Origin of the sequence: Paenibacillus sp. ACRRY, from assembly GCF_022346995.1 — a bacterium.
In the GTDB taxonomy this organism is placed as follows: Bacteria; Bacillota; Bacilli; order Paenibacillales; family Paenibacillaceae; genus Paenibacillus.
On record NZ_JAKRNM010000001.1, the window covers coordinates 109172 to 125477 of the forward strand.

At 44.9% G+C, this 16306-nt stretch carries 17 protein-coding genes and 1 riboswitch; of the genes, 15 read left to right on the forward strand and 2 right to left on the reverse strand.

Annotated features, from left to right (window positions below):
* The first annotated feature begins 6 nt into the window (after positions 1-6).
* The 13 genes from MH144_RS00545 to MH144_RS00605 all read left to right on the forward strand — a co-directional run bounded on the left by MH144_RS00545 (position 7) and on the right by MH144_RS00605 (position 13302).
* Positions 7-1833, forward strand: a complete 1827-nt coding sequence (locus MH144_RS00545) for an ATPase, T2SS/T4P/T4SS family (RefSeq protein ID WP_239296354.1) — start codon at positions 7-9, stop codon at positions 1831-1833.
* Entirely contained in the window at positions 1823-3889 is a 2067-nt protein-coding gene (locus MH144_RS00550; protein WP_239296356.1) for a hypothetical protein, read from the forward strand. Before MH144_RS00545 ends, MH144_RS00550 begins: the two co-directional genes overlap by 11 nt.
* A 65-nt stretch (positions 3890-3954) precedes the next feature.
* A complete protein-coding gene (locus MH144_RS00555; protein ID WP_239296358.1) occupies positions 3955-4440 on the forward strand; it encodes an ABC transporter permease in 486 nt (161 codons plus the stop codon).
* A 16-nt stretch (positions 4441-4456) separates the two neighbouring features.
* Positions 4457-4855: a hypothetical protein gene (locus MH144_RS00560; RefSeq protein WP_239296360.1), complete on the forward strand. Its 399-nt coding sequence runs from the start codon at positions 4457-4459 to the stop codon at positions 4853-4855.
* Positions 4852-5403, forward strand: coding sequence for a hypothetical protein (locus tag MH144_RS00565; protein ID WP_239296362.1), 552 nt, complete (start codon positions 4852-4854; stop codon positions 5401-5403). The genes MH144_RS00560 and MH144_RS00565 overlap by 4 nt, the downstream gene beginning before the upstream one ends.
* Positions 5390-6385: a hypothetical protein gene (locus tag MH144_RS00570; RefSeq protein WP_239296364.1), complete on the forward strand. Its 996-nt coding sequence runs from the start codon at positions 5390-5392 to the stop codon at positions 6383-6385. Before MH144_RS00565 ends, MH144_RS00570 begins: the two co-directional genes overlap by 14 nt.
* A 137-nt stretch (positions 6386-6522) precedes the next feature.
* A complete protein-coding gene (locus MH144_RS00575; protein ID WP_095286466.1) occupies positions 6523-8073 on the forward strand; it encodes an ABC-F family ATP-binding cassette domain-containing protein in 1551 nt (516 codons plus the stop codon).
* A 109-nt stretch (positions 8074-8182) separates the two neighbouring features.
* Positions 8183-8292, forward strand: a riboswitch (TPP riboswitch).
* Between the two features lie 253 nt (positions 8293-8545).
* Entirely contained in the window at positions 8546-9172 is a 627-nt protein-coding gene (locus MH144_RS00580) for a thiamine phosphate synthase (RefSeq protein WP_239296375.1), read from the forward strand.
* Between the two features lie 30 nt (positions 9173-9202).
* On the forward strand, positions 9203-10432 hold the full coding sequence (thiO, locus tag MH144_RS00585; protein ID WP_239296394.1) for a glycine oxidase ThiO: 1230 nt from the start codon (positions 9203-9205) through the stop codon (positions 10430-10432).
* Complete coding sequence (gene thiS / locus MH144_RS00590; RefSeq protein ID WP_239296403.1) at positions 10429-10632, forward strand: sulfur carrier protein ThiS; 204 nt, start codon at positions 10429-10431, stop codon at positions 10630-10632. The genes thiO and thiS overlap by 4 nt, the downstream gene beginning before the upstream one ends.
* Before the next feature lie 3 nt (positions 10633-10635).
* Positions 10636-11403, forward strand: coding sequence for a thiazole synthase (locus tag MH144_RS00595; RefSeq protein ID WP_239296405.1), 768 nt, complete (start codon positions 10636-10638; stop codon positions 11401-11403).
* Positions 11400-12449: a ThiF family adenylyltransferase gene (locus tag MH144_RS00600; RefSeq protein ID WP_239296416.1), complete on the forward strand. Its 1050-nt coding sequence runs from the start codon at positions 11400-11402 to the stop codon at positions 12447-12449. Before MH144_RS00595 ends, MH144_RS00600 begins: the two co-directional genes overlap by 4 nt.
* Before the next feature lie 160 nt (positions 12450-12609).
* Complete coding sequence (locus MH144_RS00605) at positions 12610-13302, forward strand: response regulator transcription factor (protein ID WP_239296418.1); 693 nt, start codon at positions 12610-12612, stop codon at positions 13300-13302.
* Between the two features lie 142 nt (positions 13303-13444).
* On the opposite strand, the gene MH144_RS00610 is transcribed toward MH144_RS00605, so the two are convergent.
* A complete protein-coding gene (locus tag MH144_RS00610) occupies positions 13445-13945 on the reverse strand; it encodes a C40 family peptidase (protein WP_095286473.1) in 501 nt (166 codons plus the stop codon).
* 287 nt (positions 13946-14232) lie between these two features.
* On the reverse strand, positions 14233-14874 hold the full coding sequence (locus MH144_RS00615; protein WP_239296428.1) for a thiamine diphosphokinase: 642 nt from the start codon (positions 14872-14874) through the stop codon (positions 14233-14235).
* Between the two features lie 168 nt (positions 14875-15042).
* Between MH144_RS00615 and MH144_RS00620 the strand changes: the two genes are divergently transcribed.
* Positions 15043-15711, forward strand: a complete 669-nt coding sequence (locus MH144_RS00620; protein ID WP_239299199.1) for a trimeric intracellular cation channel family protein — start codon at positions 15043-15045, stop codon at positions 15709-15711.
* 2 nt (positions 15712-15713) lie between these two features.
* Entirely contained in the window at positions 15714-16184 is a 471-nt protein-coding gene (locus tag MH144_RS00625; protein ID WP_239296431.1) for a low molecular weight protein-tyrosine-phosphatase, read from the forward strand.
* Positions 16185-16306 lie beyond the last annotated feature (122 nt).

The following is a 16306-nucleotide window of genomic DNA, read 5'->3' on the forward strand; positions in this document are numbered from 1 at the left end:
CCTCCAATGCTCTGGAATACGATAGGGATCAGTATTATTGTAATAGCCGTTTTGACATATATCTGGATCAAAACGAAATCATCTAATCGGCAAAAAAATGCAGGAACTCCTGAACGCGAGGCATTTACGGTTGAAATGCTAACTGAACAGGTGAAGAACTCGCTGCATGAATTAAGTCATAGTCAGCTTGCAGATATCGGTCTTCATGAAGAAGAATATCGCAGGAGAATCAATCAGCGTGCCGAGATGAGAAAAGCGCTGAAGGGTTGCGTCTCTGGCAGCATAAGTGACAAAACCTATGTAAAGAACCTGATCGCTGATTTACTTACTCGAAACATAGGTCTGAACAAAACGAATGTGGATGAAGTCATCCTTTTTGCGGAACCCGAGCTGTTATCCGTTCAAGATCAGTTTGAAATTGTCTTTTACCTGTACCGACAGCAGTTCGGCGTCGATGCCTTGTCACGTTTGATTGACACTTACGATCTGGGCAGACTTCGGTTGGAGGATGGTGCTGAGGATGGCGGTGGATATTATGTTTCTGAGGAAGATATCCGGTATGTATTTGAATGCGAGTACCGTGAACTTGGATTTAGAGAGAAAACGGATATTATCGTCCAGCGGATATACCAGCACTACAAGGGTTTCTCGGTTGTAGATGAAATCAGAGACCAGCGAATTGACGGGGTTAGCGGTGGGGTTAGCGGTATGCTGGATGCCATGCAGGATATGGGAGTTCAGCACCCAGCTTCCTGGAATGATCTGTTGGAAGATGGCTTGGAGGATACACCAGTTGAAGTTCCGTTAAGTGGTATGGAAAGTGTTTGGATTTTTTACAAAGGGAAGTCGATCCATCTATCATTTCTATCGTTTGGCAGTACACGGGAACTGAAAAGGGTTTGTCAAAATATTTATAAATATAACTACCCTGGTCAGCTATCTGAAGCGAATGGATATAAGGTTAACGAAATGAAGGATGGCTCTCGTGTAGTTGTGGTGCGGCCTCCTTTTGCAGAATCATGGGCGTTTTTTGTCCGGAAATTCGATATTCCCAATGCGTCACTTGAGCAATTAATAACTGGGAGCAATGCCGAACTGCCAATTACATTGTTGCAGTATCTCATGAAAGGAAGCCGTATTACGGCTGTGACGGGTGCTCAGGGATCTGGTAAAACGACGCTGCTAATGGCGATGGTCAAGCATATCTATGCCTCATACACCCTGCGTGTACAAGAAATGGCATTCGAGCTGCAGCTCCGTCGAATCTACAGTCGTCGTAATATTTTGAGCTTTCGGGAGACGGAGCATATATCAGGTCAACAAGGACTGGATTTACAGAAAAAAACAGATGGAACAGTCAATATACTTGGAGAGGTTGCGAGTGATGAGGTTGCTGCCTGGATGATTCAAATGTCGCAGGTGGCGAGTTTGTTCACTCTGTTTACCCACCATGCCAAGACGTTTCGGGATCTGGTATTCTCGCTCCGCAACTCTTTGCTCAAAACAGGCATGTTTCAACATGAGCACATTGCTGAGGAACAGGTCGTCAGTGTCATCAATTTTGATGTGCACATGAAAAAGGATCCCGAAGGACGCAGATACATAGAGCGAATAACAGAGTGCTTGCCTCGTGCTGATCAGGTGGACAGTGTGGAAGAGCGGGCAGGGTTTGCTTTTCGGAATGTCATTGAATACAAGGATGGCGAATATGTGGTAACCGCTCCCTTGTCTACAGGCAGCATCATGGATATGCGGGACCAAATGACATTGCACGATGCATCACTTTTTGAACAGTTTATCGAGCGGCACTGGGGTGATATGCATGACAACTAAATCGTGGCTTATCCTTTTGCTGGGGATATGTATCTCGGGGCTCGTGGTTACGTTCCTAGCTCTCCATTTCTTTCAAAAGAGAGGAAAGGGATTAAGCGGTAGAGCTCCTGGAGCATTAACTCCTGTTGCCAGTCGAACGGTGTGGGTGAGGTCATTTTTGCTGCAGTCCTATCGCTGGGGGGTGAGGGTGCCGCTTTTGTCATCTTACATCTATTTAATACAGAAACGGATCTCATTCAGACATGTTGGAGACGAAGCATCATTACGACGGATAACGATGACTGTTGTTCTGATTGTTGCGGGAGGATACGGAAGTATTAGTATCGTGCTGTTTTTATTGCAACCGGGGATTGCTTTCGTTATTTTGTCTGTACTTTGCGCGGTCGTGATCAATAGTCTTGTCGTGGACTTGTGGCTGAATCGCACAGAGAAGCGGCTGCTGGTCCAAATGTTGGATCTGTTCGCGGATGTGAGACATCGATACCATCAGCACGGGATGATCGAAGAAGCACTCTATGAAGCTGGAGAAGCTGGTGTGGGTGAAGCAGCCGATCAGGTGCTGCTGATCTATGAGGCGCTAACTTCACCAGATCCCAATGAAGCGTTGGAGAGGTATTACGAGATAGCCCCCAACCGATTTCTGAAGGCTTTTGCTGGCATCTCCTTTATGGTCATGGAGTTTGGGGACAAAGACAGGGCTCAAGGTTCAATATACCTGAAAGGCTTGGGAAACCTGACTCAGGAAATCCACCTGGAAATTTTGAGGCGGGACAAGTTGGATTACCTTTTAAAAGGATTGAATATGATTGCGCTGGCTCCAGTATTGTTTACCGCCCCCATTGAACGCTGGGCTAGAGGCAGTTTCCCGACCATGGATGAGTTTTACCGCAGCAAGCTTGGATTTGTTACCAAAATATCAATTTATATTATCATTATTTTGGCCTACTTGCTGTTGCAGAGACTTCAGCATTACGATGAAACGCGATACCGATCAGGGCGCAAACTTTCCATCATAGACCGTTTTTTGTATAACCAAAAATTCATTCGTAAATTGGCCATGTTGTTTGCTGCTAAACCAGGAAGTACAAATTATACCCAGACCGTAAGGTTGATGAGGGAGAGCAGCGCTGAATTAAAATACGAGTGGCTGGCAATCCGCAGACTGATGTTGTTTGTGTGTTCCTTTGCACTGGCTATCGGTTGTATATTGCTGCTTCATCATATCGAACGAAATCATGTTCTTTTCGATCCTGTAAGAGATGACCGAATGTTTGGAGCGATGGCTGAAGCGGAACTGAAACAGGCTGTTGAAAAAACAGCTTTGGACCGAGAGGTGATGGAACGATTAGGCATGAAACGTGGAACTAGCTACGATGATGTGTTTAACATGTTACAACAGGTTTCCACCATCCCACTAGACTCCGATACGCACACTGAAACGAGTCTGCGCATTATTCAAAAGCTCGAAATATACAACAAGCAGTATATGCACTGGTGGGAGCTGCTGATTGCCATTTTTATCGGTGCGGCCGGATATTACATGCCAATATGGCTCATGATTTTTCAGCGTAAAATGCGAAGTATGGACATGAAGCATGAAATTTACCAATATCAGACGGTGATCTCCATTTTGCGTGAGATGGACCGAATGTCCGTTGAAGAGATTTTGGAATGGCTTAATCGCTTTGCCGTCATTTTCAAACGCCCCCTTCAAAAATGCCTGCTGCACTTTGAACATGGGCCAGAAAATGCGCTTGAGCAATTGAAAGAGGACGCGGGCCTGCCTGAGTTTCAACGTTTGGTAGACAAACTGCAGCTTGCGCTGGGTAAAATATCGATCCGGGAAGCATTTGATGATCTCGACAGCATGATGGCTTTTTACTTTGATCAGCGGAAGCAGGAGTATACCAGAATGATAGATATGAAAGCCTCGTGGGGCAGAATGATTGGTTTTACCCCGATGTATGCCCTTATATTTCTCTATCTGGTGATCCCGCTTGTTGGTATGAGCTTCTTGCAAATGAACATTTATTATGAACAAATTCAGAAACTGTAGAGGTTCAGGTTGAACCTGTTCCAGTCTGATATACATTTATTTATCAAAACATAGGAGGATTTAACATGAACAATGCTTCAAGTGCTTTAAAGGTAGCCGCAGGGATCTTTTTGACGATTGCCCTTATTACGATTGTGGTACTGTTGTTTATTTCTGCTCAGGAGGCGACCAAAACGGCGCAAAACAATTTTGCGGACATTCAGACAGAATTGTCTCAGGCAGCATTTACGGTGTATGACGGGACAACGATCAGTGGCTCCCAAGTTACTAACGCACTGCGCAAGTATGCGGACAAAGATCAATTTGGTATCCAGGTTATTACAGGGAAAAACAAGGGTGGTCAGTGGTATGGAAATGAATTGAATATTTCTCAGGATATCAATAATGCGGACTACGGTTCAGTTGTTGCTCCAGATAACAAAGTGGGTAGTATTAATCAGACAATGAGCGAAAAGGAGAATCAATACGTTAATCCAAGTGGAAAGTTCAAGGCTGTTATCGTTAAAGACAAATCAAATGTGGTGAGAGGACTTATCTTCCAGCAATCCTGACAGGAGTTGGTTTCCATTGTCCCAGAATACACAGCAGCTCATGTTGTTTTGCACCGCAATAGTCCTGTTTGTAACAGCCTGTCTGTATGGACAACAAAGCGTTAGCGTATTGGCCAGTGCTTTGAGTTCCAGCGTGCACACGAATGAAGAAATGGAAGGAAGAATAAATACGACATTAAGAATAAGCAAACCACTTCGTTACAGCGGAGCTGAGGTTTTACATACGGTTAGACAAATGACTGGTACAGCGGTCGATGTGCAGGTTGACGGGGCAAAGTATACGATAGACCCGCTTATCAACAGAAGTGCGACCATACCTGTTCACGTGTCTGCATTCTATAAACCGGAGTTTATAAGAGATGATAGCGGGGAATTACTTCGAATTGCATTTTGGAAGGAGGCCAGTATCAATTGATAAATGCTGTATCCAAGCTGCTAGCAGTTATGCTGGCAGTACTTCTGCTATATGTATATCCGACTGCGGAAACGGCAGATCGACAAGATGATATAGCGCGAATGGTCACTTATCAGACGGTTACCCGTTTTGTGGATTCGGTCAGAACAAAAGGTTACATCTCTCCTGGGATGTATGCCGAATTTGAAGAACAGCTGGCGCGAACAGGCAATGTTTATGAGATTACCATGGAGCATTTGCACAAAAAATATGTTCCTCATTACACGGATCCTATGGTTCAAGATACATTTACAGGAACGTATGAGACGGTACAGGATGCATATTACTCAGCGCAAATTTTGGAAAAGATGTTTCCTGTCTCGGGTACATACCAAGCCGATGATCCACTTCGTAGATACACACTGACCATGGGTGACTTTTTCACGATTACACTTAAAAATACCAATCGGACCCCAGCCATGCTGATTCGCGAGTGGCTGAATGGTACGGCTCCTGCGGCAGCAGTGTTTACGACTTATGGAGGCATGGTTCTGAATGAAGATTACTGATTTGTCCATTGTGTTTGTTCTAATATTTCTACCCTTTTTTTGGATGGTTTCTCGGAGTACTCATGATGCGGATGAAGCTCAGCTTCTAAATCAAAGGTATAGATCAGCCCTCCAAACAGCTGTGTTGGACGCGGGAAACGTAATGCACCAGAATGAGAGGCAAAACAGTGAGGCAGGTTATGATTCCACCAAATTCGTAAAGGCAGATAAAGAGCTGGCGCTTCAGACATTTACTCAGACGATGGCCTTGAATATGGGCATACATGATGATCCTAATGCGATACATGCACTGTTCGATTATATTCCAGCCATAGTTGTACTTGATTACGATGGTTATTATATCTTAGCTAAGGAAGCGGAGATGACTGGTGAGACTGATGATTCGTACCACCAGGTATGGAGTCCCAAAATGCCCTATACATATTCAGATTCAGACGGCAGCAGCATTAATTTTACACTTGATGGATATGTATATGCTTATGATGCCGTTCAGGGTAAATGGATTGAAGGTTTTCAAAGTGAACTGGCTTCAACTAGTGGAATTCCATTGCTGCAGAATTCAGATTCGTTTGAGCAGGTTAGACAAACTCGTATCGTGATGAGCGTGCAGGAAAATCTTGCCGAAGTCATTAATCGGCATAATGAGTTTGCAAGAAGAAATGGGATATCCTATACGTTTACGCTGCCCCTTATTTCTCAGGAAGATTGGTACAATACGATTACTGATACAGGTATCATGGCCTTTATTCAGGGCTTGCCTGTAGGCAGCCATAAGGTGAATACCTATGCCATCGGTGGCGGAAGGTTGGTTAAAAGAACAGCAGTAATCGGAGGGATAGAACCTTCTACAGGCATCAAGTATTATTATCCAGCAACTTGTAAGAATAATTTTCGAGCTGAAGAAGTCTTTACGGATGGGAGGCAGGCCGCGGCGGCGGGGTATTTTGAGTATAATTGTTACATTAACAAAGTTATTTACTGAGTAAGACGGCTGCGCTATTACATTACTTTCAGAAAAGGCAGGTCCTGTGCTAAAATAGGGTTTCAGTTCAGAACTTGACCGGTATCAATAATACCGAATTAAAAGTAATGTTAAATAGATAGGAGCAACCTCATCTTATGAGTTTATTGTCAGTAGAGAACGTCAGTCACAATTTTGGTGACCGCACGTTATTTAAAAATGTATCTTTTCGTTTACTTGCAGGAGAGCGCGTAGGCCTGGTCGGAGCAAATGGTGTAGGAAAGTCCACGTTAATGAATATTTTGACCGGAAAATTGCTGAAAGATAGCGGGAAAGTGGAGTGGACACCAAAAGTCCGGTACGGATATTTGGATCAGCATACCAAGCTGACTCCTGGCAAAACAATCCGTGACGTATTAAAGGATGCCTTCCTGCCACTACTTGAGCTGGAGAAAGAAATGATGGCCATTACAGACCAGATGGCTGATGCAGACCCGGACCAGCTCGAAAAACTGCTGGAAGAAATGGGTGAAATCCAGGAGCAGCTTGAGCAGGGCGATTTTTATTTGATTGATGTGAAAGTGGAAGAAATGGCGAACGGTCTCGGATTATCCGCTATTGGGCTTGATCGTGACGTTGCTGCTCTAAGCGGAGGGCAACGGACCAAAGTATTGCTTGCGAAGTTGTTGCTCGAGAAACCGACGGCCCTTTTGCTGGACGAGCCAACAAACTACCTGGACGTGGAGCACATTGAATGGTTAACGCGATATTTAAAAGATTACCCTTATGCATTTATCCTGATTTCGCATGATACGGAGTTCATGAATGAAGTCGTTAACGTCATTTATCATCTGGAATTTGCTAAATTGACGCGTTATGCTGCCAACTACAATAAGTTTCTTGAAATGGCCGATATGCAAAAAGCGCAACATATTGATGCCTATGAGAAGCAGCAGGAATATATTAAGAAACAGGAAGATTTTATTCAGCGTAACAAGGCAAGAGCCTCCACTTCCGGACGTGCCAAAAGCCGCGAGAAGCAGCTGGGCAAGATTGAACGAATCGATCGCCCGGATGAAGCAGCAAAACCGACATTTAAATTCAAAGACGCCCGTGCCAGCAGCAAAACAGTATTCGAGGGAATTGATTTTGAGATTGGTTATTCCTATCCTTTGCTGCCTAAAATGACCATGACAATCGAACGTGGTGAGAAAATAGCCATTGTTGGATGTAACGGTGTAGGTAAGTCAACACTTCTTAAAACCATATTGGGCAAGATACCTCCGATTAGCGGTAAAACGTTCCTGGGAGATTATCTGGAGACGGCTTATTTTGAACAGGAAGTCCGTGCCGGCAATATTACGCCTATTGAAGATGTGTGGAACGAGTTCTCCCACCTGACGCAGAACGAAGTACGAGGACATCTGGCCCGCTGTGGTTTGAAAAACGAACATATCACCCGTCCGCTAAGTGCACTTAGTGGGGGAGAACAAGCGAAAGTCCGATTGTGCAAGCTTCTGATGCGTGAAAGTAATTGGATCCTGTTTGATGAACCGACAAACCACCTGGATGTAACAGCAAAAGCAGAGCTAAAACGGGCTTTACAAGAGTTTAAAGGTACAGTATTGCTCGTTTCCCATGAACCGGAATTCTATCAGGATTGGGTCACCAAAACCTGGGACGTGGAAGCCTGGTCTGAGAAAAACTAGGTGTTTCGAGCTCATTAAGTACTCTATAATCAAAACTTTCATCAACATTAGTTCGAAAAATCAACGGTGACAAAAAAAGGTGACTATGGTAACATAGGCTACAACTTCATACGATCACTAGGGGGGCCGCTCGTTGCGGCTGAGATGGAATAATGCGATTCCGGACCCTTTGCACCTGATCTGGATTATACCAGCGTAGGGAAGTGGCGCGTTTTAGTTAATGATATGGGCAAATAAATATTCGGTTTTATAGCGAATGTAGATGCTCACAAGTGGAACATGAAGGTATCTCGTATATATCAAGGCTATGGTTTAATAGCTTGTATACCTGACAACTGGCATGTAAAGCTGTAAAGCTCACTTAACTAACTAACATGTTATCGCGGCCACTCCCTACGGGAGTGGCTTTTTTTGTGCATACATATTGTGACGGCAGGGAAGGTGAAACCAAACGGATATCTCTAAGAAACTTGTGAATTCATCATCGTTTGAACTGCATGCTGTTTCGCCAGGGGTAGGGGATGAACAACGTTTTGTGAAGATTGCAGCGGATACATGGCCTTGGCTTGACTATATCCACATCCGGGAGAACCATCTAACGACCGAACAAAAAATTCAATGGGCGTATAGTTTGCTGTACGCAGGAATTCCATCTGACAGGATTGTGATCAATGGTCTATTTGAGCTGAATGAGTTGGAAAAACATGTATTATTTCAGAGGGTTCATTGGGGCCAGTCCAATATGACGACTATTCAAGGCAGCAGCCTAAACAAAAGCGATCGACTTCGTCTCGGCATTTCTGTTCATTCTCTTCACGAAGCTAGAGAAGCTGAAGAACGCGGAGCAGATTACCTCTTTTATGGTCATGTATTTTCCTCGAGCAGTAAACCTGGGATCAAGCCGAGAGGGCTATCCGCCCTGCTTGAAATATGTTCAGCCGTTTCCATTCCCGTAATTGCCATTGGCGGCATTGAACCGGCAAACATAGCTGCTGTACGTGCAGCCGGAGCAAGTGGTGCGGCAGTAATATCATCTATCTGGGCTAGCGATAATCCGGAACGCGCGGCAGCTGCCTTAAGGCAGGCTAGTGAACGATAGAGAATATGAAAGAATTACGGAGGTGAATGAATGAGCGGAGAAGTAAGAGGCCTAAGACGAAGTGGCAGCCTTTACCGGAATGGAACAGCTTTTGCAAGCCAAATACGCGGAGAGATTCGTGGCAAACTTCATGCGGAAACCATTGTAGTGGGTGGCGGCGTTATAGGTTGTGCCATTGCGTATGAGTTAGCTTCACGAGGTAAGGAAGTGATCCTGATTGAGCGTTCACGCATTGCAAGTGAGACTTCTTGCGCCGCAGCGGGCATGTTAGCTGCAGATAGCGAGGCGTTTCATACTACCGTGATGTCAAAGCTTGCATATGAAAGTAGAAATCTACTGCTTCAACAAAAAGAACAGCTTCAACGACTAAGCCGCATTGAAATTGGCCTACAGCAGACTGGATTTGTTACACCATTTCGCAACGAAGACGAGATGAAAAAATATAGCGAGTCCAGAAGTGTTCATCCGCTTACAGAGCAAATCTGGTGGGATCACACCAAACTTCATCGTGAAGCCCCATGGATAAGCAAGGAAACTTACGGAGCATTATATCGAGCTTCAGAAAGTGAGCTTCTTCCTGTCAATTTGGCACGTGCCTATGCGGGGGCAGCTCAAACAATGGGAGCCAAAGTAATCGAAGGTGTTCAGGATGTAAGTTTAACTGTTGATTCGAGTGGAATCCAGGGGGTGGAAACGTCGATAGGAAGATTGATGTGTAAACATGTAGTTGTCGCAGCTGGATTGCAAGGTGGAGAGATGTTAAAACAGGTGGGTCTTAACCTGCCCGTTCTTCCGGTGAAAGGTGAAATTGCAGCAATTCAATATGCGAAACATGATGCAGATTACAGACCTGACAAGACCGTTTATGCAGATAATGTATACATTGTCCCCAAAGCAAACGGCGAAGTCTGGATCGGAGCTACCAGTTTACCGGGGCGCTCAGATCGGGATGTTACTGTTGGCGGTATTCAAAAGCTGTTTGCATCTGCAGCAGGCTGGGTCCCTGGAATTCAGCAAGCCCAGTTTATCCGTGCTTGGGCAGGGGTTCGTCCAGCGACTCCTGATGGTTTGCCTTATCTGGGAGCTTGTAAAAGTATACCTGGGCTATATGCCGCATTTGGACATTACAGAAACGGCATCTTACTGAGCGCAATAACCGGCAGCCTGATGGCTGATTTGATTGCTGGCCATTCTTCGGAGGAACTTGGTATTGATGAATTGAGTCCGGAGCGTTTGAGCAGAAAGGAGATTATGCAGTGAACATCATCGTAAACGGGCAGAGCATGAACATTGAAGACGATTTGAATCATGTGGATCAGCTGCTGCAATCCTTTAATTTGCAGGTGAAGACTGTGGTGGTTGAGTTAAATCGTCAGATATTGATGAGAGAGCAACACGCATCGACTGTATTAAGAGACGGAGACCGAATTGAGATCGTACATTTTGTGGGAGGCGGTTAACACATGTTGAAGATAGGACATCATTCATTTCATTCTAGATTGTTGTTAGGTACGGGCAAATTTGACGATTTGGATGTACAGAGTCAAGCGGTAGAAGCGTCAGGAACCGAAGTGCTGACTTTTGCCGTTCGACGCCTGAACCTGGAAGAACGGGGTAAACGCCACTTCCTTGATACACTCGATTTGAAGCGATTCACTTTACTTCCTAACACCGCGGGTGCTTCCACTGCAGAAGAGGCGGTCCGAACCGCTGAACTTGCCCGTGCCTCAGGACTTTGTGATATGATAAAAGTAGAAGTGATCGGAGATGGAATCACGCTACTGCCAGACCCGATCGAAACGTACAAGGCCTGTGAGATCCTGTTGGAAAAAGGATTTATCGTACTGCCTTATATCTCGGATGATGTGATTTTAGCCAAACGGCTTCAGCAGCTTGGGGTTCATGCAGTCATGCCAGGTGCTTCACCAATCGGAGCAGGAAGAGGCATAATAAACCCGTATAACCTGGAAATCATTTTGGAGCAAGCGGTTGTTCCTGTAATTGTGGATGCGGGATTAAGGTCTCCCAAAGATGCTGCTTATGCCATGGAGCTGGGGGCGGATGGTGTGCTGCTGAATACGGCGGTGTCCGGTTCGGCAGATCCAGTTAAAATGGCAAAAGCGATGCGAATGGGAGTTGAGGCTGGAAGACTTGCTTATGAAGCAGGCATGATACCCGTTAAGCGTTATGCGGCAGCCAGCAGTCCGGCGGAAGGAATGGTTCATACATGATAGAAGAAACAAATTCAACGGAGCAAAGTGATCGATATTCGAGACAGGAACGATATGCTCCGCTTGGCAAAGAAGGGCAGCGCCGACTGAACAACAGCAGGGTTGTTATTGTGGGCGCCGGTGCACTGGGAACCGGTATTGCGGAGACGCTCGCCAGGTCAGGTATTGGACATATTACCATTGCAGACCGGGACTATGTGGAATGGAGCAACTTGCAGCGACAGCAGCTCTATGTGGAACAGGATGCAGTTCAGCGAATGCCAAAAGCGATGGCAGCCGAAAAGCGCCTTCTCGATATCAACTCCTCGGTTGTCATTGAAGGCAAGGTGATGGATGTCCGTGCTGACGAGCTCGAAGATCTCATTCAAAATGCAGATCTCATCATGGATGCCACGGATAATTTTGATACAAGACTGCTGATTAATGATATGTCCCAGAAATATCGCATTCCCTGGATTTATGGGGGATGTGTGGGGAGTTATGGAATTACGTATACGTTCCTACCTGGAGATACTCCTTGTTTAAACTGTTTACTTGGTGAGGTACCGCTCGGTGGAGATACTTGTGATACTTCGGGGATTATACCCCAGGCTGTGCAGATGGTAACGGCGAACCAGACAGCAGAAGCAATGAAGCTCCTTAGTGGTAATGAAGGTGCGCTGCGGCGTAAGCTGTTGTCGTTTGATGTATGGCGGAACGAGTACATATCCATAAATGTCGATGGGGCCAAAAAAGCAGATTGTCCTTCCTGTGGAAATACAGCTTCCTATCCTTACCTTTCCGCTGCCAATCTGGAGAAAACCGATGTGTTATGCGGTAGGGATACGGTACAGATTCGTCCTTCTCGCTCCATGAAGCTGAATCTTCAAGATACGGCTGAGCGCCTGAGGAGGCTTGAGGAAGGAGCAGTCGAAGTCAATCCGTTCCTGATCTCTTTTACAATAGGGGCGCATCGATTGGTTATTTTTCAGGATGGACGTGTTCTGGTTCATGGTACAAAAGATACTGCAGAAGCCCGCACACTCGTTCATCGATACTTTGGTTAAATCATTGAATGTTTCACAAGTCTGTTCCCTGTAGGGGAATGGACTTTTTCGTTTTACGGCATGATAAACAAACAACAGGTTGCTGTCCTTCAGGCAGAGATGAGAAGCAGATTGATCATTTCGACATGACAGCGGTTTGAGACAGGCCGGGTGAAACGAAATGAAAACGTCCATTTTACTTATTGGTACCAAAGACCGAACAAACTCAATTAAAGAAGTGTTATGTACCGAGAGTTACTCCGTTTTTGATATTATATGGGAAGAGCTGTATCAGGGACAGGACTCTGGACTGGAAACCTGCAGCATGATTATTGCCGTGGTGGATGAGATTCATGACAATTCAATAGGGGATGAACTTCAATGGCTTATGGATCACAAGGAAGGCATCGTTCCGATTATCGTGATTACACCACAGGCAACCCCGGAACAGATTGTAGCTTGGCTTGATCAAGGCGCAAATGATGTAATTGTCGAACCGTTTCAATGGAAAGTGATGATGGCGAGAATTCGAAACTTACTCCGTGTCTTCGCGAATGCAGCCCGAATGGACGAGGAGGTCATCGTCGTGCATGATCTTAAAGTGAATCTGCGTTCACGAAGGGTAAGCCGTGCAGGGGAATACCTTATGTTGACACCAAAAGAATACGAACTGCTGGAATTTTTGGCCAGGCACACGAATGAGGCGTGTACGCGGAGTGCAATTCTAAGGGAAGTGTGGGGGTATGATTTTGCGATGGATACCAACGTTGTGGATGTATATATTAAACACTTGCGGGTGAAGGTGGATAAAGGGAGAGATATTAAACTGATTCATACCGTACGCGGCATCGGCTACATGCTTCATACCAGGTAATGAATGACGCTTCCAGTATCCATATTACGTTGAATTGCCAAAATGCTCCTGTTTGTAACACGGAGAAATCCGGGTAAATATAAAAGGACCGGATCGATGATCCGGCCCCAACTGCCTGTCCATAGTAGAAGTTAGATTATAACTACAGTACGCGGCGAGCTTTAATATATGTTCTTTTCCAAGTACCGGAATTCAGATCCGAGATGGTTACACCAGGAGAGCCGTAAGTGTGCAGAATTTTGCCATTGCCAGCGTATACACCTACGTGAGTAATGTTTGAACCTGTGGAACGACTACCACTCGAGAAGAATACCAGGTCTCCTACACGCAGATTAGCCTTCGATACAGCCTTACCTTCTTTGGATTGTTTTACAGACGTACGTGGCAAATCTACACCATACTTCTTAAAGATATATTTCATAAAAGAAGAGCAGTCAAAATATTTCGTAGTGGACGTTGACGCGCCAAATTTATATGGTGTTCCCGTAAATTTTTTGCCGTAGTTTACGATTTGTTGACCAGTAGATACGGATGCAGTTGCTGCTTGTGCAACAGGTGCATTTGTCATTAATACAGCTCCAAAACCTAATGTAGCGCACAACCCGACGGTTACGGCCTTTTGGACTAAGATGTTTGTTTTCATGTTGTTTGTTACCTCCAAAATTCGTTTTCGTTAAGTTGCTAAAGCGAGTATAACAGGTTTGTAACAGCCTAGAAATTGGATACACTGCTATAATCCCTTGTACAGCCTAGGTTTGGGTTTCTTTATTAAAAAATAATTAAAAATGTCAAAAAATTAATCGTTGACTAATGTATTTGGGCAGAAAAATAGAAAAGACCCTTGAGTATCAAGGGTCTTTTCTAAATTAGATCTTAGATTTCGTTTGATTCATAAGTTACAAAAACGTAATAACTCTTTTAAATAGAGGGTTAGTCTTTGCTCTGTATAATAAGTAATATTCCGCTGTCTATGGATACAGTACCTGAAACTCCAAGCAGTTTATTGCTTATTCCCAAGGATTGTCCCATCCGAATCGTAGCTTGATCAAGTGGATACAGGAAGCCATCTAATGTAATACCCGTAACTTCTGGAGTGAGGGGCAGTAAAGAAATGTATTCATAACCCCGGTCCTCTACCTCTAATTGTGATGTTGTTAACATCATATAGTTATGTTCGTCCTGAATGGTACAAAAGATATGATGCTGCATGGCACGAACCATAATATGTACATTCGCTAAGGTGTGATCCAGTCTAGTCCCGGTAGCTCCAAGCATCAGAATATGGGTAGGTTCGTGGTCTAGTGCAGTCTCAAAGGCCATTTCGGTGTCGGTCCAATCTTTTGCAATAGGATCAACCGTAATCATGCGTTCACTGTTTTCACGCACCATTTGCAACTGCTGCTCTGTAATGGAGTCGAAATCTCCAACTGCTATATGAGGCTTTACGCCATGTTCAATTAAATACAGTGCTCCACGATCAGCTGCGATAACCATATCATCGTGTCTAATTTCTTCAAGAAACTGAGGAGAGAGAGCACCGCCTGTGAAAATTACAATGCGTTTCGTAGTCATTCCATTCATCCTTTCTATTAATGTAGAACGTATAACATCATTTCATAGTATTCACGAATGCTCTCAGTATAAAACACAAAATGTGGTTGCACAATTTCAGTCCTCGCGGATACAATGGGTAGAGCGACATGGAGATGACTTGAAAAGTGAGGTTTGAACAGGTTGGACTTGCACATTTTTGAAGTGTTCAGCATCATAGGCACCGTTGCTTTTGCAATGTCTGGTGCTTTCGTGGCAATGGAAGAGGAATATGACATCTTGGGCGTGCTCGTATTAGGGCTAGTGACCGCCTTCGGTGGCGGGGTTGTTCGTAATGTACTGATTGGGGTGCCAGTCACTACTTTATGGAGTCAGGGTGGACTAATCATGCTTGCACTGGTATCTGTTGCTGTAGCGTTCTTGCTGCCTCTGAAGTGGATTGGTCACTGGAAGAGGACAGAAGCGCTGTTTGATGCGATCGGTCTGGCGGCGTTTGCCATCCAAGGTGGACTGTATGCTGCCAATATGGGACATCCCATCAGCGCTGTAATCGTTGCTGCAGTGTTAACGGGGATCGGCGGCGGAATTATTCGTGATTTGCTTGCTGGTCGCAAGCCACTAGTACTCCGTGACGAAATCTATGCGGTATGGGCTATGACTGCCGGATTTGTAATAGGTATGGGATGGTTTACCTCGAATATGGGACTGTTGATATGTTTTGCAGCAGTTGTATTTTTCCGGATGTGTTCTGTACATTATAAATGGAAGCTTCCTCGCCGTTCATTGGTAAGAGCAGAAGCAGTTCCAACACAGCCTTCACAGTCAGCGCTTAAGCGTACGTTAAGCAAGGGGGAGTAATCATGGTTCGTGTTTTATTTGTTTGTCTTGGTAACATATGTCGATCACCTATGGCGGAGGCGGTATTGCGTCACAAGATAGAGGAGAGAGGACTTCAACACCAGATTCAGGTGGATTCGGCTGGCACAGGAGATTGGCATGTTGGCAAGCCTCCACATGAAGGTACTCGCAGGCTGCTGGATTCATACCAAATTTCTTATGACAATATGGCTGCAAGGCAATTTGGAAGTTCTGACTTTGATCAATTTGACTATGTTGTCTGCATGGATGATTCCAATGTTGCTAACGTGCGTAAAATGACCGGCGGAGCCGAAGCGGATATTATGAAATTCATGGATCTTCTGCCAAATGAATCCCTTAGGGAAGTGCCAGATCCATACTTTACAGGTAACTTTGAAGAAGTGTACAAGCTGGTAGAAGCGGGTTGCAATGTACTTTTGGAGCAAATTCAAAAAGATCATTCTCTTGCCTAATCCGAAGAGGTACAGGATTTGTTTCAAAAAATGAGAGTATAGACAAGCAGGAGATTCCTGCTTTTTTTAAGCGGATATTTGTAAGCGTTATCAAATGGTGTGAAAAAAATAGCGGCCAGTAC